Raw genomic sequence first — 22257 nt, 5'->3', positions numbered from 1 at the left:
CCTCAGCCGTCGCTGTCGGCGGTAACGGGCTTGACCGGATCGCCCGGGCTCAGGAAGCCGCCCGCGCGCAGCACGACGCGTTCCCTGCCGGTCAGTCCGCTGGCGATGGTGATGCCCTGGGCCGTCACCACGCCAAGCTCCACCCGCTGGCGGGCGACCGTGTTGTCGCTGCCCACGACATAGACGAAGCTGCCTTCGTCATCGGACATGATCGCCGATTCCGGCAGGATCGGCGCGGTCACCGAACCCGACCTGATGCTGGCCGTGGCGAAACCGCCGGGCCGCAGCGCCTTGTCATAGGGCATCGCGATGCGGGCGATGCCCTGGCGCGATGCTTCGTCGATGGTGGGTGCAAGCTGCCAGACCTGCCCGGTGAAGACCTCCTGGCTGCCCACGGGTCGGACTTCGGCCGGAACGCCGACCGCCAGCCGGGCAAGATCGCTCTCGCTGACCCGCGCGTTCAATTCCATTTCGCCGCCGCGGGCAAGAACGAACAGGGGCGTGCCGCCGGCGCCGACGACCTGCCCACGCTCGACATTGCGCTCCAGCACCAGCCCGCCCGCAGGCGCCACGATGCTCAGCCGCGCGTTGCGGGCGCGCAATTCGCCCAACGTCGCCTGCGCCACGCGGACGCGCGCCTCGGCGGCATCGCGCGTCGCGGTCAGGCGATCGACGTCGGCGGTGGAGATGAATCCGCGATCGACCAGCTTGAGCGCTCGGTCGAGATTGGCCTGCGCCAGTTCCGCATCGGCGCGGGCGACCTGCACCTGCGCGGCCTGCGCCTCTGCCTGCTGGCTCTGCACCGAACGGTCGATGACGGCCAGGACCTGGCCCGCGCGGACCCAGTCGCCCGCATCCACCAGCACGTTGCTGACCGATCCGCCTTCGCCCACCGACCCGATGGGCATGGGGCGGCGAGCACCCAGGGTGCCGGTCGCGGTAATCTCGCCCGCGACATTGGTGTTGCCGGGAATGGCGACGGTCACGATGGGAACCTGCGCTTCCGACTGTTCGGGCGCGGCGGAACTTTGCCAGATGAGGAAGGCGACCACGGCGGCCAGGACGGCTGCGGCGACGATGATGATGACGATGCGGCGCTTCTTGCGCCCGCCATCGTCTTCGGGCGTGCCGAATTCGGATAGGTCGCTGTCGGCCACCCGGTCATGCATCGCTGGAATCGCCCCTTCAGTCGCTATGGACCTGTCGTAGTTCATGATCGGTCGCCTGCTGCCACCCGTCCAAGGCGGCTATGAGAACACGCCGACCGTTCCCGTCGGTTGGCGGTCGAAGGCTTGGGCGCCCGTTCCAGAACCGGAGCACTTACGCCGAAACGATGGGCCCGCAGTCACCACGGAGCCCATCGTTGATTTCGGCTGTTATCACTTGCCGCGCTGCGAAACAATTGCGTTTCGCAGAGCGGAATCAGTCGTTCGTCCGGTGTTTAGCGGACACGGCCACGCTGGATCAGGTTAACGATCGCAAGCAGAACGACCGCACCGATGAAGGCGATGATCAGTCCGACAAGCGAGAATTCCTGAACGCTTCCGCCCACGCCAAGCAGCGGTCCGGCCAGTGCGTTGCCGATCAGCGAACCGATGCAGCCTACGACGATATTCCAGAAGATGCCCATCGAGGCATCCCGGTTCATGACCATGCTGGCAAGCCAGCCGGCCACACCGCCCACGATAAGTGCGATAATCCAACCCATGGCAGTTCTCCTTCCAATTGTTGGGAGCAGAACGGCTGCGTTACCCGGATGTTCCGGGGCACCCTAACGTTTCTGGCAAGGATATTACATCGGCGGGAATCAGTATTTCATCTGGCGCTCGTAAAGATCGCGATAATGCTGGATCCGGGTAACGCGCAGCCCTTTCATGCCCGACCGCTCCACGGCCCGCTGCCACGAAGCAAACTCCTCGAGCGTCAGGTCATAGCGTGCACAGGCGTCATCGATCGACAACAGGCCGCCGTTCACCGCGGCGACAACTTCCGCCTTGCGGCGAACGATCCATCGTTTGGTGGAAGGAGGGGGCAGGTCGTCAATCGTGAGCGGTTCGCCAAGCGGTCCGATCACCATTGATGGCCTGATGTCCTGGTTCTCGATCATCTAGTCCTCGATATTCATGCCGGATGCCGAACCGCCGCCAGATATCGGCCTGCTGCATCCCGACCCATCGTTAAATCTCGAAGGCTTAGGATCGGGTAAACGAGACCCGGAAAGTCCGGAATTTTTGTCGTCCGGCCAGGAACTTGTCGCATGGCCGGATCCGTAGATGGTTGAATAGGCTGGATTCTGGTCGACATGCCCGTGGCCGAACAGCGCTTCCGCCGCACGCGGGTCGAAACTGCCCTCGGCGCGGATCCAGCCGGCCATCGCCTCGTTCTCTCCCCGCATGGCGCCGCGCAGGTCGCGCTCGGCGCTCAGCCTGGCGCGCAGCGAGTGCCAGTCCAATAGCCGCGCCCCGTGACCGGCCATGTCATGCGCTTTGCCGTCCGGCACGTCGCCATCGCCCCCGCCCGCCGTCTCGCGCGCCGCCCCGTCCGCCGCGCCTTCCGTACGGGGCGATCCCGTCCGGTCCGTCGCGGGCAAATTGGGGAATCTAGCGAACATGGCTGTCAGCATGGCCGCAGTTGGTCAACAAATCGTAAAGGCGCATCCTGTAAAGCGCCTAGGCGTTTCCGAAACCGGCTGCCTCGACGGTTTATCAGCCGGCCGCCGCCGTGTATGGGCTGTCGCATCATGAATGCCCCGATGACCGATTACGCCGGCGAGTCGCTCGATCCGGCCGCCCTTTTCGACCTGCCCGGCCCGATGCAGGCCCGGCGCATCGTCGTCGCCATGTCGGGCGGCGTCGATTCCTCTGTCGTGGCGGCGCTGGCTGCCCAGACCGGGGCCGAGGTGATCGGCGTCACGCTGCAGCTCTACGACCATGGCGAGGCGGTAAAGCGCAAGGGGGCGTGCTGTGCTGGCGACGACATTCGCGATGCACGCGCGGTGGCCGACCGGCTTGGCATCGCGCATTACGTGTTCGACCATGAAAGCAGCTTTCGCGAAAGCGTGATCGACGGGTTCGCCGACGAATATCTGCAGGGCCGCACCCCGATTCCCTGCATCCGCTGCAACATGGGACCCAAGTTCACCGACCTGTTCAGGATGGCGCGCGAACTGGGAGCGGATTGCCTTGCCACCGGCCATTACGTGCGCCGCGTGATGGGCAGCGCCGGCCCCGAACTGCACCGCGCCCACGACCCGGCCCGCGACCAGAGCTATTTCCTCTATGCCACGACCGAGGACCAGCTGGATTTCCTGCGCTTTCCGCTGGGCGGCCTGCCCAAGGTGGACGTGCGCCGCATCGCGCAGACGCTGGGCCTTGGCGTTGCCGCCAAGCCCGACAGCCAGGACATCTGCTTCGTGCCCGACGGCGATTACGCCTCGCTGGTCAAGAAGCTGCGGCCCGAGGCGGGGGATACGGGCGACATCGTGCATGCCGAAACCGGCGAGACATTGGGCCGCCATCGCGGCATCGTGCACTACACGGTCGGCCAGCGCCGCGGGATCGAGATCGGCGGCCAGCCCGAACCGCTTTATGTCATCCGGATCGATGCCGGAAACAATGCCGTGGTGGTGGGACCGAAACGCCTGCTGGCCGTCGGCGCGATGCGCGTGGCCGAAACCAACCGCATCGGCCCCGTTCCGCCAGGGGGGCTGACCGCCAAGGTCCGATCGCTGGCGAAGCCCGTGCCGGTCACGCTGGACGGCGCGATCGGCGGCGGAGGCGAAGTGTTGATCCGCTTCGCGCAGCCCGAATATGGCGTCGCGCCGGGGCAGGCTGCGGTGATCTATGCTGGCGACCGCGTCGTCGGCGGCGGCTGGATCGAAGAGACGTTCGCGGCCGATTGAGCCCCCAGCCCTAGCCGTCCCACGGCTCCAGCAGACAGCCCCAGCCCTCGCGATAGGTCGCGCGCGTCGATGCCAGCATCGGCACGCTGGCGGTCACCGCCTGCGTTTCCTCCTCGACCGAAAGCCTGACCATCGTCATGCCCGGTTCGAAATCGGCACGGCACTGGTCGATGGGCCGCCCCTCGACGAAATGGCACGAACAGGCGATCCGCGCGCCGAAATCAGTGCCCGCCTGCGCCTGTTCGGCAAGGCCCGGCCCGCGGGTCGCCGCCACCCAGCCCAGCGTCGGCACCGCCACGACCGGCACCGCCAGCCACAGCCCGCGCCAGCCGCGCCGCTTCGTTTCCACAGGGCTGCTCACTTCAATCTTGCCTTTCATCGGGCGCGGGCGGATCAGACGCGCCTGATGCCCTGCGCCCTTTCCCGCCACAAGTGGCTGATCGCATTTGCCGCCGCCTTATCGCTGTCCGCCTGCGGATCCTCGGCGGATCGCGAAGTCGCGCCGCCATCGGACGAATCGCTGGCCGCCGTGCGTCAGACGGACGGGGCCAATCGCACCGCGCTCGCCTATGCGGTGGACGGGCTGTTCGACGCGGAAGCGGTGGGCGAAACCCGCGCGCTGCTGGTGCTGTACGACGGCGAGCCCGTGGCGCAGCGCTATGGCGAGGGGTTCACGGCGGACACGCCGCAGCTTGGCTGGTCGCTGTCGAAGACGGTCACCGGGCTGATGATCGGCATGATGGTCGCCGACGGTTCGCTCGCGCTTGACGCGCCTGCGCCGGTGGAGCGCTGGCAGCGGCCCGGCGATCCGCGCGGGTCGATAACCCTGCGCCATCTGCTGCAGATGCGGTCGGGCCTTCGCCATGCCGAGATCGCCGACCCTGCCTATGCCAGCGACACCGCGCGCATGCTCTATCGCGACGGGCGCGACGACATGGCGCATTACGCGCTGACCCAGCCGCTCGACCATGATCCGGGCACGCAATACGCCTATTCCACCGCGGAAACGCAGATCCTCTCCGACATCGCCGCGCGCACGCTGACGCAGAGCGAGGATCCGCAGGCGCGGCAGGCGGCAATGCAGGGCTGGCTGGAAAGCCGCCTCTACGAACCGTTGGGCCTGTCCAGCATGCGCGGCGAATATGATGCGACCGGCACGCTGATCGGCGGCGCGATGTTCCATGCGGGCGCCGGCGACTGGGCGAAGATCGGCGAGCTGATCCGGCAGGGCGGCGTCGCGGACGGCGTGCGCATCGTGCCGCGCGGCTGGATCGCCTTCATGGGCGGCAGCAATCCGGCGGACGGCGCCTATGGCGCGCATCTGTGGCGCAACCGGGCAAGGGAAGAGGGCCGCAACGAAGTCGTCTTCGGCGGGCGCGGACCGCAGGATGCGGTCGCGGCGCTGGGCCACCGGGGGCAATATATACTGGTCATCCCGTCGCGCAGGCTGACGGTGGTCCGGCTGGGCTATAGCTCGGCCGAGCAGCAGGCTGCTCTGAACGACCGGATGCTTTCCCTGGCCGAGCTGTTTCCCGCTCAATAGCGGAACATGCCCTCCACCACGGTCACGCAGGGGCCGCCCAGCCAGGCGGTGGCGCCATCGAGCCTGCAGGTCAGCAGGCCGCCGCGGCGCGAGGCCTGATACGCGGTGAACTCGCTTCGGCCCAGCCGCTCGGCCCAGAACGGCGTCAACACAGCATGGGCCGATCCGGTGACGCTGTCCTCGGGCACGCCCGCGCCGGGGACGAACACGCGGCTGACCACATCGGTGTCATTTCCGGGCGCGGTGCAGATGAACTGGTGGTCGCCCATGGCCGCAAGCGCGCCGAAGTCGGGCGCAAGCGCGCGCACCGCCGCCTCGCTCTCGAACAGGAACACATTGTATCCATCGGGGGAGCGGCGGATCAGTTGCGGGCCAGCACCCAGCGCCGCGACGGCCTCGGGCCATTCGCCCGGCATGGTGGCGATGGCGGGCAGCGCCAGCTCATAGCCGCCTTCGCCCCGCTGCACGGTCAGCACGCCTGCCTGCCGCGTCAGAAACCGGACCGGACTGCCCGCGCCCTGCTCCAATAGCACATGGCCCGCCGCCAGTGTCGCATGGCCGCACAGGCGAATCTCGCATTCGGGGGTGAACCAGCGCAAATGCCAGTCGGCCTCGGGCGTGTCGCACGGGACCACGAAAGCGGTCTCGGCGAAATTGTTCTCCTCGCCGATGCTGCGCATGATCTCGTCGGGCGGAAAATCGTCTTCCCACAGCATCACCGCGGCCTGGTTGCCGCCGAATGCCGCGCTGCTGAACGCATCGACATGCCAGTAAGGGATCGCGGGCATCAGGGTCTCGCTTCTGTCGGTGGGAGCAATTCGGGGTCGGGGCCGGTTTCCAGCAGATCGACCGAGGCATAGGCGCCGCCTTCGCGCAGCCCGTCGGGATCGGGGTGGATCAGGAACTCGGTGCCGGGAAACTCGTGCTCGAGCTGGGCTTCGATGCGGTCCATCACGTCATGCGCGTCGCGCACCGTCATGTCGCCATCCACCCACACGTGGAACTGCGCGAAATCGCGGTCGCCGCTGGTGCGGGTGCGCAGATCGTGCACGCCCTCCAGCCCCGGCGTGCCGCGGATGACCTCCAGCAGCCGCTCGCGCTTCTCGACGGGCCATTCCTTGTCCATCAGATTGTCCACCGCCTCGCGCGAGGCCTGGAAGGCGTTCCATGCCAGCCAGCCCGCGATTGCCAGCGCGAACAGCGGATCGGCGCCCGAAAAGCCGGTCCAGCTATCCAGTGCCAGCGCCGCGATCACGCCTAGGTTGAGCAGCACGTCGGACTGGTAATGGACATGATCGGTGCGGATCGCGACGCTGCTGGTGCGCTTGATGACATGCCTCTGCCACGCCAGCAGCGCGAAAGTGGCCAGCAACGCGATGACCGAGACCGCGATCCCCGTCTCCGCCTCTTCCGGGCGAACGCCGCCCAGCCATTGCTGGACCGCGCGCGCCGCGATGCCAACGGCAGAGATCGAGATCAGCACCACCTGAACCAGCGCGGTCAGCGCCTCGGCCTTGCCGTGGCCGAAGCGGTGGTCGTGGTCCGCGGGCTGCGAAGCCACCCAGACCCCCACCAGCGTCGACAGGCTGGCAATGATGTCGAGCGCGGTATCGGCCAGGCTGCCCAGCATCGCGGCGGACCCGGTGCGCCATGCGGCATAGATCTTGAGCGACAGCAGCAGCGCCGCCACGGTGGTGCTGGCGATGGCGGCGCTGCGCGTCAGGCGCGAACGCTCCTCGCGCGAGAGGGGGGCGGTGGCGGGGGCGTCCATGTCAGGTCCGGCGCGGCGCGCTTACGGGTAAAGCAGCGTGCTGGCCCAGCTGCCGCCGCGGCGCGTGAAGCGGCGGCGTTCGTGCAGGCGGAACGGGCGGTCGTGCCAGAATTCCATCGCTTGCGGGACCAGCCGATAGCCGCCCCAGTGCGCGGGCCGCGGCACGGGCTTGCCTTCATAACGCTTGCGCACTTCCTCGAACCGATCCAGGAATTCGCGCCGGTCGCCCATCGGCGCCGACTGGTCCGAGGCATGGGCCCCCAGCTGCGAATCGCGTGCGCGACTGGCGAAATATGCATCGGCATCGGCGGCGGAGACCGGCTCCAGCTGCCCCTCGATCCGGATCTGGCGGCGCAGGCTCTTCCAGTGGAACAGCAGGGCGGCTTGCGGATTGGCCGCGATCTCGGCTGCCTTGCGGCTTTCCTGGTTGGTATAGAAGACGAAGCCGCCCCCCTGCCCCAGGTCGGCCCCGTACCCTTTCAGCAGTACCATGCGGACCGACGGCGCGCCGCCAGCACTGGCGGTTGCCAGTGCCATGGCGGTGGGATCGTTGATCTCGCTCGCCTTCGCTTCGGCCAGCCATTCGCCGAACAGGCCGAATGGGTCGCCCGCAGGGATCGCGTCTTCGGCCAGCAGTTCGGGTTCCACGTCTCGTCCTCGATCAATTCGTGCGGAATTCGCTCCGCTTCGCATTCAACATAGTAAAGCCTTGCCGATCGCGCAAAGGCGCGGGGGCGGACGGGGCGCTTTTTGCACGGCAACGGGACAGTCGGTGCACATATGCGTCAGCCGGATTGCACGAAACGTCCGCGCACCCTAGCTATCGGTTCATGGCGGACCCTTATTCGATCCTTGGCATTGCGCGCGGTGCAAGCGAGCAGGACATCAAATCGGCCTATCGCAAGCTGGCCAAGCAGTTCCACCCGGATGCCAACAAGGACAATCCGGGCGCGGCCGACCGTTTTTCGCAGATCACGCAGGCCTATGATCTGCTGTCGGACAAGGACAAGCGCGCCAAGTTCGACCGCGGCGAGATCGACATGGACGGCAACCCCAAGATGCCGTTCGGCTATGGCCAGCGCGGCGGCGGGCAGTACCGGCAGGCGGGCGGCAATCCGTTTGGCGGAATGGGCGGGGGGGCCAGCACCGACGATGTCGACCTGTCCGATCTGTTCGAGGGGATCTTCGGCGGCGGCGGGCAGCGGCGCGCACGCGGCGGACAGGATAATCCGTTCGGCGGAATGGGCGGCGGCGGAATGGGCGGCGGCGGAATGGGCGGCGGCTTTGCGGGCGCCCAGCGGCGGCCGACCAAGGGCGCCAACGTCAATTACCGGCTGGCGGTCACGCTGACCGACATCGCAAACCTTGAAAAGCAGCGCATCACCCTGGCCGATGGCAAGACCATCGACCTGAAACTGCCCGACGGTGCCGAGGACGGTACCCAGATGCGGCTGGCCGGCAAGGGCGATCCGGGACCGGCGGGCAATGGCGACGCCATCGTCACTATCGTGGAACAGGCGCACCGCTTCTTCCGCCGCGACGGCGACGACGTCAGGCTCGACCTGCCGATCACGCTGGACGAGGCTGTGAACGGCGCGAAGATCAAGGTGCCGACCACGTCGGGCGCGGTGATGCTGACGGTCTCGCCGGGCAGCAGTTCGGGCAAGGTGCTGCGCCTGAAGGGCAAGGGCTTTACCCGCAAGGACGGGTCGCGCGGCGACCAGCTGGTGACATTGACCATCGACCTTCCCGAACAGGATCCGGAACTGGCGCGGCGGCTTGAGGGTTGGACGGACATTCGCAATATTCGCAGCCGATTGAGCGAGTAGCGCCCCGCCCCCTCCGCCCCGCCCCCTCCGCAACGCCGAAGGACCGATCGCATTCCGGAAGAGCAGGACCTGCCCCCGCCCCAACCCGGCGAAGCCCGGTCGAACCTGACGCCGGAGGCAAGGCGCCACGCGGCGCTGCACCACCGCCATTCGCTGTCGCTGGCCGCGGTGCGGCGCGAAATCGGCCCCGGCACCCGCGCGTTCGAGATTGCCAAGCGCATCTGGACCGGCGTGTACCAGGACGGTTTTATCCATGCGGGTAACCTAGCCTATCTGGCGATCCTTTCGCTGTTCCCCTTTTTCATCCTGGGCGCCGCCATCTTCCAGCTTCTGGGCGAGGCGGACGAGCGGACCGCCGCCATCAACGCCTTCCTGGTGGCGGTGCCGCGGGTGGTGGCCGACGTGATCGAGCCGGTCGCCCGCGACGTCGTCAGCGCGCGGACCGGCTGGCTGCTGTGGGTCGGTGCGATCTTCGGGCTGTGGACGGTGGGCAGCCTGGTCGAGACGATCCGCGACATCCTGCACCGGGCCTATGGCACGCGGCCGTCGGCCAGCTTCCTTAAATACCGGCTGCTGTCGGCAGGGATCATCATCGGCGCGGTCCTTTTGCTGATGACATCGCTGACCGCGCAATTCGCCATTTCGGCCGCCCAGGAAGTGATCGCGGCCTGGTTTCCCGAGGCCGACGCCTGGGTCGGCACGCTGGCGCTGTCGCGCTTCATCCCCGGGCTCGGCCTGCTCGGCTCGCTCTATCTGTTGTTCTATGCGCTGACGCCCAGCGCCTATCGCAAGCGCGAATATCCCAAATGGCCCGGCGCGCTGCTGGTGACGGGCTGGTGGGTGCTGGTCACGGTCGCGCTGCCCTCGGTGCTGCGATCGCTGTTTTCCTATGACCTGACCTATGGAAGCCTTGCCGGGGTGATGATCGCTCTTTTCTTTTTCTGGCTGGTCGGGCTAGGGCTCGTCGTCGGGGCCGAACTGAATGCCGCGCTTGCCGAGACACCGGAGGAGCGCGACATGATCGGCACCAGTGAAGACGACATGACGTCGGAATAATCGACAGAACCATCCGCCAGACGATAACAGCACAGCGCGGACGCAATCGCCGGATCGAGAACATGAGCGAAACGACAGCACACACCATCCCCGAAGGCACCCTGATGAAGGGCAAGCGCGGCCTGATCATGGGCCTTGCCAACGACAAGTCGCTGGCCTGGGGCATTTCGAAGGCACTGGCCGCGCAAGGCGCCGAACTGGCTTTCAGCTATCAGGGCGAGGCACTGGAAAAGCGCGTGCGCCCGCTGGCGGAAAGCCTGGGCAGCGATTTCCTGATCGAATGCGACGTGTCCGACATGGACCGGCTGGACGAGGCGTTCGCCGCGCTGAAGCAGCGGTGGGAGACGATCGACTTCGTCGTCCACGCCATCGGCTTTTCCGACAAGAACGAGCTGCGCGGCAAATATGTCGACACCAGCCTCGACAATTTCGTGATGACGATGAACATCTCGGCCTATTCGCTGGTCGCGGTGACGCGCCGCGCGCGGGCGATGATGCCGAATGGCGGATCCGTTTTGACCCTGTCCTATTACGGGGCCGAGAAGGTCGTGCCGCACTACAACGTGATGGGCGTCGCCAAGGCCGCGCTGGAAACCAGCGTGCGCTATCTTGCGAACGACCTGGGGCCGGAGAACATTCGCGTGAACGCGATCTCCGCCGGGCCGATCAAGACGCTGGCCGCCAGCGGGATCGGCGACTTCCGCTACATCCTGAAGTGGAACGAGCTAAACGCGCCGCTGCGCCGCAACGTCACCATCGACGACGTGGGTGGATCGGCGCTGTATCTGCTGTCGGGCCTGTCGTCGGGCGTGACGGGAGAGGTGCATCACGTCGATGCGGGCTATCATCTGGTCGGGATGAAGCAGGAAGACGCGCCCGACATCGCGCTGAGCTGACAAAGAGACGAGGTGAAGGGAGCGCGCGCCGGTCCGATCCGGCGCGTCGTTGCCGCCGTGGAAGCTTGCTTGACGCCACCTGCCCGATGTTTCAATGAAATACCCCCTGATGTGCAGGCGCCCGCCACGCTTGCGGCCAGCTGATGGCCAGGGACCGACTGGAGGAATTCCGTGCTTCGAAAGACGTTGCCGCTTGCGGCAGTCGCGGTCAGCCTTGCCGGTTGCGCAAAGGGGTATCCGCCCGTCGAATCCGTCGCAGCCGGACAGAACGCTTATGAAGTCATGGGCAGCGCCGCGCAGGTAGAGGCTGCCGCGCCCTATCGCATCGGCCCCGACGACACGATCAGCATCAACACCTTCTTCGAGCCCGAGCTGTCGGTCGAAAGCGTCAAGGTCGATCGCAGCGGGCAGATCGGCGTGCCCGGCATCGGGTCGATGACGGTAGAGGGGATGACCACCGAACAGCTTGCCGCGCGGATAGAGGACTCCTATCGCGGACGCCTGCTGGAACGCCCCGAAGTATCGGTCTCGGTCGTCAATTCGGCCGAGCGCAAGGTGGTCGTCACCGGACAGGTCAATATCTCGGGCGTCTACGACATCCGCAACAGCACCACGCTGCTGGAAGCGATCGCGCTGGCGCGCGGCGAGAACGAGATCGCCAAGATGGACGAGGTGGTGATCTTCCGCACCATCGACGGCCAGCGCATGGCGGCACGCTTCGACGTCAACGCCATCCGCAGCGGCGCGATGGCCGACCCGCGCATCCTGGGCAACGACGTCGTCGTCGTCGGCCTGTCCGAGGCCAAGGCCGTATGGCGAGACATACGCCAGATCGTGCCGATCTTCGCCGTCTTCCGGCCGCTGTACAATTGATCGGATCGCGCTGACATGAACAAGGAAGCCGCCATCCTGAACCACGACCGTTTCGCGGGCGACGACGCCGTCGATCCCGCCGCGCACGGGCAGGCGCACCGGACCGACCAGCATTCGCAGGGCGACCTCGACCTGCGCGAGATCCGGGCCGCGCTGTATCGCAATCGCTGGCTGATCGGCGGGATCACCGCGGTCGCCATCATCGCGGGCTTGCTGCTGGCCTTGCTGTCGACGCCGATCTACCGCTCGGTCGCGACGCTGCAGATCGACCAGCAGGGGCCGGAAATCCTGGGTTCGGAAGACCAGGACCCCGCCGCCAGCGGCGATGTGGAGGTCTATCTGCAGACGCAGGTCGAAGTGCTGCGCAGCCGTTCGCTGGCGGACCGCGTCGCGCGCTCGCTCAATTTCTACCAGGACCCCTCGTTCTTCGAGAAGATGGAGATCACCCCGCCCGACTCCACGCCGGGTTCGGGATCGTGGCAGCGCGCGGTCATCAACATCCTGCAGCAGAACCTGACGATCGAGCTGACCAGCGGCACGCGGCTGGTCGACGTCAGCTTCGACAGCCCGAACCCGCGGCTGTCGGCGCAGGTGACCAACGCCTTTGCCGAGGAATTCATCGCCAGCACGCTGCAGCGCCGCTTCGACATGTCGGCCTATTCGCGGCAGTTCCTGCAGGAACAGCTGGGCCAGACGCGCGAGCGGCTGGAGGAGAGCGAACGCTCGCTGATCGAATATGCGCGGCGCACCGGGATCACCAATGTCGAGAACGGCAACGAGCTGGAAGGCAGCGGCCAGACGCTGACGGGGTCCAACCTGGCAGCGCTGAACGCGGCCTATGCGCAGGCGCAGACCGACCGCATCCTGGCCGAACAGAAATGGCAGCAGGCACAGTCCACGCCGCTGATGCGGCTGGGCGACGTGCTGGCCAACAATTCGATCCAGACGCTGCAGGCACAAAAGGCGCAGGTCCAGGCTGAGCTCGAGGGCGAGCGCGACCGCCACAGCGCCGATTACCCGACCGTCCGCCAGCTGCGCGCGCGGGTCGAGGCGCTGGACGACCAGATCGAGGCGCAGGCCACGCAGGTCCGCAACGCGATCCGCGACCAGTACCGCATCGCGGTCAATCAGGAACGCAGCCTGATGGCGAACGTGAACGAGCTTCGCGGCGCCGCGCTGGGCGAGCAGAGCCGCGGCGTCCAGCTCACCATCCTGCGGCGCGAGGCCGATACCAATCGCGCGCTTTACGATGCGCTGCTGCAGCGCTTCCGCGAACTGAACGCGGCCGCCGGCATCACCGCGAACAATATCCTGATCATCGACCGGGCCGAGGTGCCGACCGCGCCGATCTGGCCGCGTCCGCTCATCAACGCGTTCCTGGGCGCGGTGATCGGCTTCGGCCTGGCCGCCGCGATCGCCTTCGCGCGCGAGCGACTGGACGATTCGATCCGCTCGTCCGAGGATGTGGAGCGCAAGCTGGGCCTGCCGGTGCTGGGCATCACGCCCAAGCCGGCCAATGCCGATGCCGAGACCGAGATGCTGGATCCGCATTCGCCCATGTCGGAATCGATCTATGCGCTGCGGACCGCGCTGGAACTGTCGACCCGCGACGGGCTGCCGCAGACGCTGCTGGTCACCTCGACCCGCCCGGCAGAGGGCAAGTCCACCACCTCCGAGGCGCTGGCCCGCGAATTCGCGCAGTCTGGCCGCCGCACCGTGCTGGTCGATGCCGACATGCGCCGCCCGTCGGTGCATCACAATTTCCACCTCGACAACAAGGCCGGGTTCTCCACCCTGCTGACCAGCCCGACGCTTGTGCCCGAGGCGGTGAAGCCCACCGATGTCGACAATCTGTCGGTCATTCCCAGCGGGCCGATCCCGCCCTCGCCCCCGCGGCTGCTCAGCGCCGACACGCTGGACCGCGTGTTCAACCAGCTGCGCGAGCGGTTCGACGTCATCGTGATCGACGCGCCGCCGGTGCTGGGCCTTGCCGACGCGCCGCAGCTCGCCTCCGCCGCGGGCGGCGTGCTCTATGTGGTCGAGGCGCATGCCGGCTCGCAGGGGCAGGCCAAGGCCTCTATCCGGCGCCTGCTGGGCGCGGGCACGAACATCCTTGGCGTGGTGCTGACCAAGTACGACTTCAGCCAGGGCAGCTATTCGTCATACGGCTACCATGACTATTACAGCTATGGCGGCCACGACCGGGCAGAAGCCTGAGCCGCGATGGCGCAGGCATCTTCATCCAGCTGGAGTGCATCGCACGATCCGACATGGTCGAGCGCCTTTGCCGCCAGCGGGCTGATCTGGCCGCTGTTCCTGCTGGTCGCGATCTTCAATGTCGCGCTGCCCAAGGGCGGCATCATGGTCTATGGCCTGCCCGTCACCTGGGGCTACATGCTGATCGCCCTGGTCGGCGCGCTGGCCAGCATCTCTGTCATCCGCAGGCGCGATCTGCAGATCGCGCCCATCGTGCAGACCTTCGGCCTGTTCCTGCCGCTGGCGGTGATCGTCTATTACAAGGCGGTGCAGTATAATCTGTCCGCCGCGGGCTGGATTCCCTTCGCGGTGATCTTCGGCCTTTTCCCCATCCTGATCCTCGCCGCCATCGGACCACAGCTGGAACGGATCAGGACGGTCGACATCGCCCGCGCCATTCGCCCGATGGTCCGCTTCGCGGTCGCCTGGGGACTGATGAACTTCGTCCTGTTCCTGCTGACGCGCGAGATCATCGAGATTCCCTATGTCACCGTCAACATCGGCGACGTGGGCGAGATCCTGAGCAAGAACAACCTGCGCAGCGGCGGCCTGATGAAGCTCGTCTCGACCTATAACAACGGCAATGTGTTCGGCGCATGCATGGTCATGCTGATGCCGCTGTACCTGTATTTCGAGCATCGCAAGATCTGGCGGGCGCTGTTCATTGTCGCCCTGATCCTGACGCTCAGCCGCACGGCGTGGTTCTCGATGTCGGCGGCGTTCATCATGATGGCGCTTGCCGGACAGATCCGGCTCAACCGCACGGGCGTGTGGGTTTCGGTGGCCGCCGCGGTCTGCGTCCTGCTGGTGCTTCTGCCGCTGATGGGGTGGAGCAGCGCCAATCTGATCGACGACCGGCTGGGCGGACGGCTGGTCTATCTGCAGGACCTGAAGATCAGCTTCTTCGGCGCGGAACGCATCGTCATTCCCGAGGTCGTGTATTTCGGCCTGCTGCAAAGCTTTGGCCTGTTCGGCTTCGTCCTCTCGCTATGCGCGCTGGGCTTTGGCGCGGCCTTCGGCATCGGGCACTGGCAGCAGCTGGGCAGGCTGCGCCAGGCCGCTGTCGTCGGGGTGCTGAGCTATCTGGCGGTGTGCGCGATGGACGGCGCCATGCTGTACCCGCCGGTCTTCCCGATCTTCCTGTTCCTGAATGCGCTGATCTATCGGCGCGGCTATGTTCCGGCGGCGGATCGATCCACCGATATCGCGCAGCGCTTCGGCAAGCGCGCGCCCGGCCTGACGCCGGTGCATTTGCGATGAGCGACGCCGGGCCCGAAACCTATCGCGTCCTGCATATCGCGCAGAAGCTGCCTGGCGGGGTGGGCGCCTATCTGTCGGAAGTGCTGGCGTTCCAGCGCGAGGTGCTGGGCCCGCGCCGCGTCTCTGCCGTCATCCCCGCCGAAGAACGCTTCGTGCTGCCCTATCTGCCCGACGGCTCGTTCCATCTGTTCGAGGATGCGCAGCGCAGCCCGCGCGCCCTGCTGCGCTTTGCCGCCCATGCGCGCAACGCGATCATGCACGACCGGCCCGATATCGTGCATCTCCATTCCAGCTTCGCGGGAATGCTACGCCCCGTGATCGCGCGCATGCCCGATGAAGTCCGGCCCGCGGTCGTCTATTGCGCGCATGGCTGGGCGTTCAACATCCGCTGGTCGAACCGCCGCCGCGACCTGATCGCCGCGGTCGAACGCCACATGTCGACGATGACCGACCGGACCTTGTGCATTTCGCAGTTCGAATATGACTGCGCCGTCGATCGCGGCCTGCCGCAGGACAACATGATGGTGCTGCACAACGGCGTGACAGAGCGTGTGTTTCCCGGCTGCGCCGCCCCGGTGCCGATGCCGCGCGACCGGATCAACCTGCTGTTCATCGGGCGGATGGACCGGCAAAAAGGGTTCGACATCGCGGAAAAGGCGATGGCGATGCTGACCGACCAGCCGGTGCATCTGCATGTGATCGGCGCAACCGTGGTGGACGGCCGGCAGGAATCGCAGCGGCTTCCCAACATCACCCATTACGGCTGGCAGCAGCGCGAGGCGATCTGGAGCTTCGTCGAGGCCTGCGACGCGGTGCTGGTGCCCTCGCGCTGGGAAGGCTTCGGCCTGGCCGCGATCGAGGCGCTCCGGCAGGGCAAGCCGGTGCTCGCCTCCAATGTCGATGCCCTGCCCGAAGTCGTGCGCGACGGCGTGACGGGCATGCTGTTCCCGGCCGAGAACCCGCAGGCATTGGCCGCCTTCATCCGCGTGCTCGACCGCGCGCGGCTGGCCGAGATGGGGCAGGCGGGCCGCGCGGATTTCCTCGCCCGCTTCACGGGCGAGCGCATGAACCGCGCGATCCTCGATTGCTACCGTGCGGTCCTGTACGAAAAGGCGCTGGCCAGCAGGGCCGGTTGAGGGGGATCATGGAGATTCTGGCGATCATTCCCGCCCGCGGCGGGTCAAAGGGCATACCGCGCAAGAACGTGCTGCCGCTGGCCGGCAAGCCGCTGATCGCGCATAATATCGCGGCGGCGCTCGCCTCGCGCCGGGTGACGCGCGTGGTCGTGTCGACCGACGATGAGGAAATCGCCGCCACCGCGCGCGCGCACGGGGCCGAGGTCGTGATGCGGCCCGATGCGCTGGCGGGCGACGTGGCGCGTTCCGAAGATGCGCTGCTGCATGTGCTGGACACGCTGGAGGACGCGGAAGGCTACCGGCCCGATGCGATCGCCTTCCTGCAATGCACCTCTCCCCTGACGGCGCCGGACGACATCGACGGGACGCTGGCCGCGCTTGATGAGCAGAACGCCGACAGCGCGCTTGCGGTCGTGCCGTTCCATTATTTCCTGTGGTCGCGCGGCGATGACGGCAGCGCCGAGGGCATCAACCACGACAAGAGCTTCCGCCTGATGCGCCAGCAGCGCACGCCCGAATTCGTCGAGACCGGCGCGGTCTATGCGATGCGGACCGACGGCTTCCGGCAGGCGAAATTCCGCTTCTTCGGCAAGACCGCGATGCATGAAATCCCGGTCGAGCACTGGCAGGAAATCGACGAGCCCGCCGATTTCCGCATCGCCGAGGAGCGCATGGCCCGCCTCGCGCGCGCGCGGCCCGTGGTGGATGGGCGGCCCGAAGCCGATGCCTTGCCTGCTCGGATCGCGGCGCTGGTGATGGATTTCGACGGCGTGCTGACCGACGACCGCGTCTTCGTGTCGAGCGCGGGCGAGGAAAGCGTCGCCTGCTCGCGCAGCGACGGCATGGGCATCGAACTGCTGCGCAAGGCGGGGCTGGCGATGACCGTCATCTCGAAGGAGCAGAACGCGGTCGTCGCCGCCCGCTGCCGCAAGCTGAAACTGGAATGCAGCCACGGGATCGACACCAAGCTGCCGCTGTTCCTGCACTGGCTTGAGGAACGGGGCATCGCGCCCGCCGACGCGGTCTATATCGGCAACGACGTCAACGACCTGCCCTGCATGGAGGCGGCGGGCTGCGCGGTCGCTCCGGCAGACGCGCATCCAAAGGCCAGAGCCGCCGCCCGCATCGTGCTGAACGCGAACGGCGGGCGCGGCGCGATCCGCGAACTGGCAGACATGCTGATCGCATCGGGCCGGATCGCCGCCATCGGCCTCTGATCGCATAGGGCCATGAGCATCATCGCCGCCCTTCCCCGCTCCGCGCTGCACCTGCGGCTGCTGGCCGCGAACGATCCTGGCCTGACCCATGTGCTGTACCGCGACGACCATGTCGCGCCGGAAATCGAGGCGCTGTTCCCCGGCAGGGGCATCGCGCTGGGCCGCGAGATCCGGCCCGGACGCGATCCGCTGCAATGGCCCGCGCGCTTCGCGGCCAATCGCCGCTATTACGCCCATGTCCGCACGATGCTGGCTCCGCTGGGCATCGACCGGCTGATCATCTTCCTCGAAGGCGAGCCGCTGGAACGCATGCTGGCAGGCTGGTTTTCCGGACCGATCGAGCTGTGGGAAGACGGGTTGTCACATTACGTCGATCTCACCAGCCCGCTCTGGTACGCGGCGCGCGGCGCGGTGCAGGTCGCCGCAGGCTTCCATCCCGCGGGCGCGCTGACCCGCCGCGCCGACCGCCGCCGCATGATCGTGCGTGACCGCTTCGAGACTGGCGACCTGGTGCTGCCCGCCCCCGCCATTGCCGCGCCGCGGGACCGGCTGCTGTTCATCGGATCGCCGCTGGTGGAGGACGGCATCGTCCCGCGCTCCGCCCTGTCCGCCGGGCTGCAGGCCTTGTGCGCCGCCTCGCCGCTGCCCGTCGCCTATCTGCCACACCCGCGCGAGGATGAAGTGGCGGCGCGCGACATGGTCGGCGCCATCTTGGGCGCGGAAATCGCACTGCTGCCGCACGGCATTGCTCCCCATGTCGAGGCGCATGGCTATCGCGGTTTCGTATCGGCGGCATCGACCGCGCTGCTCGACCTTGGCGCGTTTGGCCGCAGCCTGTTCGTGCCGCGCCTGTTCGGCCTTGACCGCATGCACAAGGCGCTGGCCGATTGGCGCTGCAATCCCGTCGCGGTCGCATCGGGCAGGGACGAAGCGGCCCGGGTGCTGGCACGATGGTCGGATACGCCGGCACGCTGAGCGTCGGGCTTGGCCGATCACCCGCCGACCCTCTCGCTCGCCCGCATCGGGCGTGACCGGCCCCTTGCATCACCGGCCAGTTCTCTTAAGAGGGCTGCGGAAAAATTCTGCAATACAAGCAATCAAGCCGGACAAGCATGAGCCAGGAACTACTCATCGGTGCAAGTCTCCTCCTGATCCCCGCGATCGTCCTTGCGGTGATCGAATGGCAGGTGGTGCGCAAGCGCAGGCATGCGCGCGAACTGGCCCAGCGCAGCAAGACGCGCGATCGCCGGACCGGGGATGTCGGCTGACCCATCGGCCCCCGGGCTGCGCGGCGTGATCGACCTTTATGAAGGGCTGAAGCGCCAGTACGTCCCGGCCGACGAGGGGATAAGGGCGCTGATCCACGTTCATGCGGGACTGGCGCTGTGGCTGCTGCTTGCCCTTCTTTTGCGCAGGCGCCTGTCTTCGGTCATCCCGCTGATCGGCGTCTGGCTGATATTCGCGCTGACCGAGATCCTCGATATCTCGACCCAGTGGCCCGTCCGTCAGGACTGGGTGTGGCAGCACGCCGCCAGCGACATGGCGCAGTCTCTCACCTGGCCGACGATCCTGTGGGCCGTCTGCTTCTGGCGCAACCGGGACGAAGCGGACGGGCAAACGTCCCGCGCTTCGGGCAGCACGGACTAGAGCGGGTCGATCGCGATCCCGTCGACCCAGCCCTGGCTGTTCGCGACGAACAACGACGATCCGAACTTCACATCGACATATTGCACCGGGCAGCCTTGCGGGATGACGAAACCGGTCGACAATGCCTGCGCGGCAGCGACGGACCGCGCATCCTCGGCCTTGCGCAGTTCGGCGGTGGGCGTGTCCGCTCCGGCGCAGCGCAGTTCGATGCGCGGCATGCCGCGGTCGGCCTTGTCGTCGGACCACAGCCTGCCCGACAGGCGATAGCTGCCCGGCGGGAGGGCAAGGATCTGGCTGGCGACGGTTCCGGCATGACCGCTTGAGGCATTGAGTTCCAGCACCATGCCGTCCCCATCCTCGCGCGGGACGGGCAGCGCGCTGAACGATGCGCCGCGCTCAAGCTCCCATCCGAAGGCGGTATCACCGCCCTTGTCGAAATCGCCGTCGCGGATCTGTTTCGCCGACGACGGGCCGGTCACAAGCCGGATCAGCCGCGCGGCATCGCCGGTCGCCCCCAGCGCCAGCATCTTGGCCAGCGCGCGCATCGCCATCGGGCGGTCGCCTTCGGGGACGCCGCCTTCCCACATCGCGGCGATCGTCGCGCCCAGCGCGGCGGGATCCTGCGAACGGGCGATGTAGAAGGGCAGGAACCGGTCGCGCCAGCCCGGCCGCGCGGCCATGGCGGTGCCCAGGTCGCGCGCGAAGTCGGGGTCCTGCCCGGTGCTGCCCAGCATCTGCTCGACGATCAGGTCATAGCCGCGCACCGTGGTGCCCAGCGCATGGCCGTAATGGCGGATGGCCGCCGCGTTCTCCCCCGACTGGCGGGCATCCAGCGCCAGCGCCAGCTCGGTCATCAGGTCGCGCTTCGACAGCGATTCGCCATAGCGCAGGATCTCCATCGCCTTGCGGTCGTCGCCGCGATAGGCGTTGACGAAGGACAGCGAGCGAATGGCGCTTTCCGCCAGCGGATCGTCCAGCACGGCTTCGTTGGCCCAGGTCTCCGCCCGGGCCAGCGTTTCCTCCGACTGGTCGGTCGCCAGCGCGATGGCGGCCGCCGCCTCGCGCGCTTCGGGGCTGACGATCAGCGGAAGGCCGACAAGCTGCGCGCGGACCGTGCCCGGCACCACGTTGGGCATGGTGAACAGCACGATCGGCACCGACAGTACCGCGGCGACCGTGCAGGTGACCGCGGCCGCGACGATCCGGCGCTTGGGGATACGGCGACGGCTCGCCATCACCGCCTCCCGCCCGAACGCGGCGATCGGGTCCTGGCGGCGGTTCGCATATCGTAAAGCGGCCGCGCGATCAGCCAGCAAGCCAGCACCAGCACCGCGCCGGCGATGGGCGTGCGCAGCGGATAGTCGGTCAGGCTGGCGCCCAGCAGCGCCGCTGCCATGATCGCCCCCGCCCTGACCGAGATCGCTTCCGCCGCGCGCGCATCGCTGCGCGTCTTCCACAGGCGCACCGCGATCCAGACGATGAACCCCGCCAGCACCGCCAGGGCGAACACGCCGCCCGTCATCAGCAGTTCCAGCAGATCGTTATGCGCATGGTTGAGATATTTGGTGGTGATCGCCCAGTCGGGCTCGAAACTGCGATAGACCGGATCGAACGTGCCGAACCCCGACCCGAAGGGCAGGAAACCCCGCATCAGATCCAGCAGCAGCGGAAGATACATCACGCGCTGCTCCGCCAGCAGATCGTCGTCGACGATGCGGTCCAGCGCCACCGCCTTGCCGAACAGCACCAGCAGCACCACGACCAGCAGCGGGACAGCGACCACGCCCACGCGCACCATCCACGCCTTGCGCGGATCGAGCTTTGCGCCCAGCTCGTCGAGCGGGGCCATGGCGAGCGATGCGGCAAAGGCGGCGAAACCCACCAGCATGCCGGTGCGCGATCCGGTGACCACGATCATCACCAGCAGCACCAGCGCCGCGACCAGCGCGAAGATCCTGCGCCTGGCGCCCGCGCGGCCCAGCGGCGCGGTCAGCGACCACAGCCGCAGCACCGGAAAGCCGGTCGCCAGCACGGCGGCGGCATGGTTGCGATTGGCGAAGAAGCCGATCGCCGAATCCTGCGCGAAGAAGCGGTAATGCAGCGGCGGGCCGTTCAGCGCCCCCGCCACCTGCGCGATCCCCAGCAGGATGCTGACCCCCAGGAACGCCAGGAAGCCCAGGATCACCCTGTCGCGGTGGCGCGGGCCGATGCCCCACAAGGCGGTCATCACCGCCAGCGCGGGAAGCAGGGCGAACAGCGAATTCCACGTCAGCCACGGCACCAGCGAAACCGGCCGCCACGGCTGGTCCAGACCCGCGACCACCGCAGCCTCGGCAAAGCGGGCGCGGCCGGGAAGCGATGTCCAGATCTCGGGCGGCAGCGGGACGAGCTGCACCGCGATGCTGAGCGCCAGCGCCGCCAGCAGCACGGCGGGGACCGTCATCGCATGGGCCCGCTCGCGCAGCGGCAGGACGACCAGGACCGCGATGGCGAACAGGCAGATCGGGCGCAGCGGCAGCAGCCAGTTCACGTCCGCCCGTGCCGATCCGCCGAAAAAGGCGATGGAAGTGAACAGCAACGCGAAGACCGCCAGCCGCACGTTTTCCGACGACAGCGCGAACGGCCCGCGCGATGCGGCCCTTGCCGGCGGAGCATGGCGGCGGCTGCCGCCCTCGCGCCTGCGCCTTTCGGGCCGGGGCCGGTCGGCATCCCGGTCGGCGTCGCGATCCCCTGCTCGATCGCCCGCCTGATCGCCGGCATCCGGCGTTTCGGTCTGCCAGCCGGAGGGAGCACGCCAGTTGCCTGCTCCGCCGCCTCCCTCCGGCAATTTACGTGACATCATCTGCAGCCGATCGATCATCAAAGCAAAAGG

23 protein-coding genes are annotated in these 22257 nt (G+C 67.4%); 13 read left to right on the top strand and 10 right to left on the bottom strand.

Annotated features, from left to right (window positions below):
- Positions 1-2: 2 nt before the first annotated feature.
- From A9D14_RS13840 to A9D14_RS13825, 4 genes are all read right to left on the bottom strand, one after another.
- On the bottom strand, positions 3-1214 hold the full coding sequence (locus A9D14_RS13840; RefSeq protein ID WP_066847575.1) for an efflux RND transporter periplasmic adaptor subunit: 1212 nt from the start codon (positions 1212-1214) through the stop codon (positions 3-5).
- Positions 1215-1441: 227 nt separating this feature from the next.
- Positions 1442-1708 carry a GlsB/YeaQ/YmgE family stress response membrane protein gene (locus A9D14_RS13835; protein ID WP_066847572.1) on the bottom strand — a complete coding sequence of 89 codons (267 nt, stop codon included), beginning with the start codon at positions 1706-1708 and terminating at the stop codon, positions 1442-1444.
- 99 nt (positions 1709-1807) lie between these two features.
- Entirely contained in the window at positions 1808-2107 is a 300-nt protein-coding gene (gene sciP, locus A9D14_RS13830) for a CtrA inhibitor SciP (RefSeq protein WP_066847570.1), read from the bottom strand.
- Positions 2108-2611 carry a hypothetical protein gene (locus A9D14_RS13825; protein ID WP_157668238.1) on the bottom strand — a complete coding sequence of 168 codons (504 nt, stop codon included), beginning with the start codon at positions 2609-2611 and terminating at the stop codon, positions 2108-2110.
- 141 nt (positions 2612-2752) lie between these two features.
- Between A9D14_RS13825 and mnmA the strand changes: the two genes are divergently transcribed.
- Entirely contained in the window at positions 2753-3901 is a 1149-nt protein-coding gene (mnmA, locus tag A9D14_RS13820; RefSeq protein ID WP_415877338.1) for a tRNA 2-thiouridine(34) synthase MnmA, read from the top strand.
- Between the two features lie 10 nt (positions 3902-3911).
- On the opposite strand, the gene A9D14_RS13815 is transcribed toward mnmA, so the two are convergent.
- Positions 3912-4262: a hypothetical protein gene (locus A9D14_RS13815; protein ID WP_232468612.1), complete on the bottom strand. Its 351-nt coding sequence runs from the start codon at positions 4260-4262 to the stop codon at positions 3912-3914.
- 45 nt (positions 4263-4307) lie between these two features.
- On the opposite strand from A9D14_RS13815, the gene A9D14_RS13810 reads away from it, so the two are divergent.
- Positions 4308-5444 carry a serine hydrolase domain-containing protein gene (locus A9D14_RS13810; RefSeq protein ID WP_066847564.1) on the top strand — a complete coding sequence of 379 codons (1137 nt, stop codon included), beginning with the start codon at positions 4308-4310 and terminating at the stop codon, positions 5442-5444.
- Here A9D14_RS13810 and A9D14_RS13805 read toward each other — a convergent pair.
- The 3 genes from A9D14_RS13805 to pdxH are packed head-to-tail and all read right to left on the bottom strand — an operon-like array spanning position 5438 to position 7863.
- A complete protein-coding gene (locus tag A9D14_RS13805) occupies positions 5438-6232 on the bottom strand; it encodes a PhzF family phenazine biosynthesis protein (RefSeq protein WP_066847561.1) in 795 nt (264 codons plus the stop codon). The genes A9D14_RS13810 and A9D14_RS13805 overlap by 7 nt on opposite strands.
- Complete coding sequence (locus A9D14_RS13800) at positions 6232-7215, bottom strand: cation diffusion facilitator family transporter (RefSeq protein ID WP_066847558.1); 984 nt, start codon at positions 7213-7215, stop codon at positions 6232-6234. The genes A9D14_RS13805 and A9D14_RS13800 overlap by 1 nt, the downstream gene beginning before the upstream one ends.
- A 21-nt stretch (positions 7216-7236) precedes the next feature.
- Positions 7237-7863 (bottom strand): pyridoxamine 5'-phosphate oxidase, encoded by a 627-nt coding sequence (pdxH, locus tag A9D14_RS13795; RefSeq protein ID WP_066847555.1) that lies wholly within the window; start codon positions 7861-7863, stop codon positions 7237-7239.
- 182 nt (positions 7864-8045) lie between these two features.
- On the opposite strand from pdxH, the gene A9D14_RS13790 reads away from it, so the two are divergent.
- The 11 genes from A9D14_RS13790 to A9D14_RS13745 all read left to right on the top strand — a co-directional run bounded on the left by A9D14_RS13790 (position 8046) and on the right by A9D14_RS13745 (position 19385).
- The gene (locus A9D14_RS13790; protein WP_066847553.1) at positions 8046-9044 is read left to right on the top strand and encodes a DnaJ C-terminal domain-containing protein; all 999 of its coding nucleotides are present in this window, start codon (positions 8046-8048) and stop codon (positions 9042-9044) included.
- 168 nt (positions 9045-9212) lie between these two features.
- On the top strand, positions 9213-10100 hold the full coding sequence (locus A9D14_RS13785; protein WP_332459772.1) for a YihY/virulence factor BrkB family protein: 888 nt from the start codon (positions 9213-9215) through the stop codon (positions 10098-10100).
- Between the two features lie 62 nt (positions 10101-10162).
- Positions 10163-10996, top strand: coding sequence for an enoyl-ACP reductase FabI (gene fabI, locus A9D14_RS13780; protein ID WP_066847538.1), 834 nt, complete (start codon positions 10163-10165; stop codon positions 10994-10996).
- Between the two features lie 171 nt (positions 10997-11167).
- On the top strand, positions 11168-11869 hold the full coding sequence (locus tag A9D14_RS13775) for a polysaccharide biosynthesis/export family protein (protein ID WP_066847535.1): 702 nt from the start codon (positions 11168-11170) through the stop codon (positions 11867-11869).
- Positions 11870-11884: 15 nt separating this feature from the next.
- On the top strand, positions 11885-14086 hold the full coding sequence (locus tag A9D14_RS13770; protein WP_083987944.1) for a GumC family protein: 2202 nt from the start codon (positions 11885-11887) through the stop codon (positions 14084-14086).
- Positions 14087-14092: 6 nt separating this feature from the next.
- Complete coding sequence (locus A9D14_RS13765) at positions 14093-15385, top strand: hypothetical protein (protein WP_066847532.1); 1293 nt, start codon at positions 14093-14095, stop codon at positions 15383-15385.
- Positions 15382-16521 carry a glycosyltransferase gene (locus tag A9D14_RS19875; protein ID WP_066847530.1) on the top strand — a complete coding sequence of 380 codons (1140 nt, stop codon included), beginning with the start codon at positions 15382-15384 and terminating at the stop codon, positions 16519-16521. The genes A9D14_RS13765 and A9D14_RS19875 overlap by 4 nt, the downstream gene beginning before the upstream one ends.
- A gap of 8 nt (positions 16522-16529) precedes the next feature.
- Positions 16530-17738 (top strand): acylneuraminate cytidylyltransferase, encoded by a 1209-nt coding sequence (locus tag A9D14_RS13755; RefSeq protein WP_066847528.1) that lies wholly within the window; start codon positions 16530-16532, stop codon positions 17736-17738.
- A gap of 12 nt (positions 17739-17750) precedes the next feature.
- The gene (locus tag A9D14_RS13750; RefSeq protein ID WP_066847526.1) at positions 17751-18713 is read left to right on the top strand and encodes a hypothetical protein; all 963 of its coding nucleotides are present in this window, start codon (positions 17751-17753) and stop codon (positions 18711-18713) included.
- A gap of 137 nt (positions 18714-18850) precedes the next feature.
- Positions 18851-19006, top strand: coding sequence for a hypothetical protein (locus A9D14_RS19580; RefSeq protein ID WP_157668236.1), 156 nt, complete (start codon positions 18851-18853; stop codon positions 19004-19006).
- Positions 18996-19385: a hypothetical protein gene (locus tag A9D14_RS13745; protein ID WP_066847524.1), complete on the top strand. Its 390-nt coding sequence runs from the start codon at positions 18996-18998 to the stop codon at positions 19383-19385. Before A9D14_RS19580 ends, A9D14_RS13745 begins: the two co-directional genes overlap by 11 nt.
- On the opposite strand, the gene A9D14_RS13740 is transcribed toward A9D14_RS13745, so the two are convergent.
- Positions 19382-20620, bottom strand: a complete 1239-nt coding sequence (locus tag A9D14_RS13740) for a tetratricopeptide repeat protein (protein WP_066847521.1) — start codon at positions 20618-20620, stop codon at positions 19382-19384. The genes A9D14_RS13745 and A9D14_RS13740 overlap by 4 nt on opposite strands.
- Positions 20620-22227: an O-antigen ligase family protein gene (locus tag A9D14_RS13735; RefSeq protein ID WP_157668235.1), complete on the bottom strand. Its 1608-nt coding sequence runs from the start codon at positions 22225-22227 to the stop codon at positions 20620-20622. Before A9D14_RS13735 ends, A9D14_RS13740 begins: the two co-directional genes overlap by 1 nt.
- Positions 22228-22257 lie beyond the last annotated feature (30 nt).

Source organism: Croceicoccus marinus, from assembly GCF_001661675.2.
GTDB lineage: Bacteria > Pseudomonadota > Alphaproteobacteria > Sphingomonadales > Sphingomonadaceae > Croceicoccus > Croceicoccus marinus.
The sequence above is the reverse complement of the archived record's forward strand: the minus strand, read 5'-3'. Positions and strand labels throughout refer to the sequence as shown.

What these genes read in the sequence shown, in the direction of transcription:
- A9D14_RS13840 (WP_066847575.1), bottom strand. Translation starts at nt 1,214, where the DNA reads ATGAACTACGACAGGTCCATAGCGACTGAAGGGGCGATTCCAGCGATG.
- A9D14_RS13835 (WP_066847572.1), bottom strand. Translation starts at nt 1,708, where the DNA reads ATGGGTTGGATTATCGCACTTATCGTGGGCGGTGTGGCCGGCTGGCTT.
- sciP (WP_066847570.1), bottom strand. Translation starts at nt 2,107, where the DNA reads ATGATCGAGAACCAGGACATCAGGCCATCAATGGTGATCGGACCGCTT.
- A9D14_RS13825 (WP_157668238.1), bottom strand. Translation starts at nt 2,611, where the DNA reads ATGTTCGCTAGATTCCCCAATTTGCCCGCGACGGACCGGACGGGATCG.
- mnmA (WP_415877338.1), top strand. Translation starts at nt 2,753, where the DNA reads ATGACCGATTACGCCGGCGAGTCGCTCGATCCGGCCGCCCTTTTCGAC.
- A9D14_RS13810 (WP_066847564.1), top strand. Translation starts at nt 4,308, where the DNA reads ATGCCCTGCGCCCTTTCCCGCCACAAGTGGCTGATCGCATTTGCCGCC.
- A9D14_RS13805 (WP_066847561.1), bottom strand. Translation starts at nt 6,232, where the DNA reads ATGCCCGCGATCCCTTACTGGCATGTCGATGCGTTCAGCAGCGCGGCA.
- A9D14_RS13800 (WP_066847558.1), bottom strand. Translation starts at nt 7,215, where the DNA reads ATGGACGCCCCCGCCACCGCCCCCCTCTCGCGCGAGGAGCGTTCGCGC.
- A9D14_RS13790 (WP_066847553.1), top strand. Translation starts at nt 8,046, where the DNA reads ATGGCGGACCCTTATTCGATCCTTGGCATTGCGCGCGGTGCAAGCGAG.
- fabI (WP_066847538.1), top strand. Translation starts at nt 10,163, where the DNA reads ATGAGCGAAACGACAGCACACACCATCCCCGAAGGCACCCTGATGAAG.
- A9D14_RS13770 (WP_083987944.1), top strand. Translation starts at nt 11,885, where the DNA reads ATGAACAAGGAAGCCGCCATCCTGAACCACGACCGTTTCGCGGGCGAC.
- A9D14_RS13765 (WP_066847532.1), top strand. Translation starts at nt 14,093, where the DNA reads ATGGCGCAGGCATCTTCATCCAGCTGGAGTGCATCGCACGATCCGACA.
- A9D14_RS19875 (WP_066847530.1), top strand. Translation starts at nt 15,382, where the DNA reads ATGAGCGACGCCGGGCCCGAAACCTATCGCGTCCTGCATATCGCGCAG.
- A9D14_RS13755 (WP_066847528.1), top strand. Translation starts at nt 16,530, where the DNA reads ATGGAGATTCTGGCGATCATTCCCGCCCGCGGCGGGTCAAAGGGCATA.
- A9D14_RS13750 (WP_066847526.1), top strand. Translation starts at nt 17,751, where the DNA reads ATGAGCATCATCGCCGCCCTTCCCCGCTCCGCGCTGCACCTGCGGCTG.
- A9D14_RS19580 (WP_157668236.1), top strand. Translation starts at nt 18,851, where the DNA reads ATGAGCCAGGAACTACTCATCGGTGCAAGTCTCCTCCTGATCCCCGCG.
- A9D14_RS13745 (WP_066847524.1), top strand. Translation starts at nt 18,996, where the DNA reads ATGTCGGCTGACCCATCGGCCCCCGGGCTGCGCGGCGTGATCGACCTT.
- A9D14_RS13740 (WP_066847521.1), bottom strand. Translation starts at nt 20,620, where the DNA reads ATGGCGAGCCGTCGCCGTATCCCCAAGCGCCGGATCGTCGCGGCCGCG.
- A9D14_RS13735 (WP_157668235.1), bottom strand. Translation starts at nt 22,227, where the DNA reads ATGATGTCACGTAAATTGCCGGAGGGAGGCGGCGGAGCAGGCAACTGG.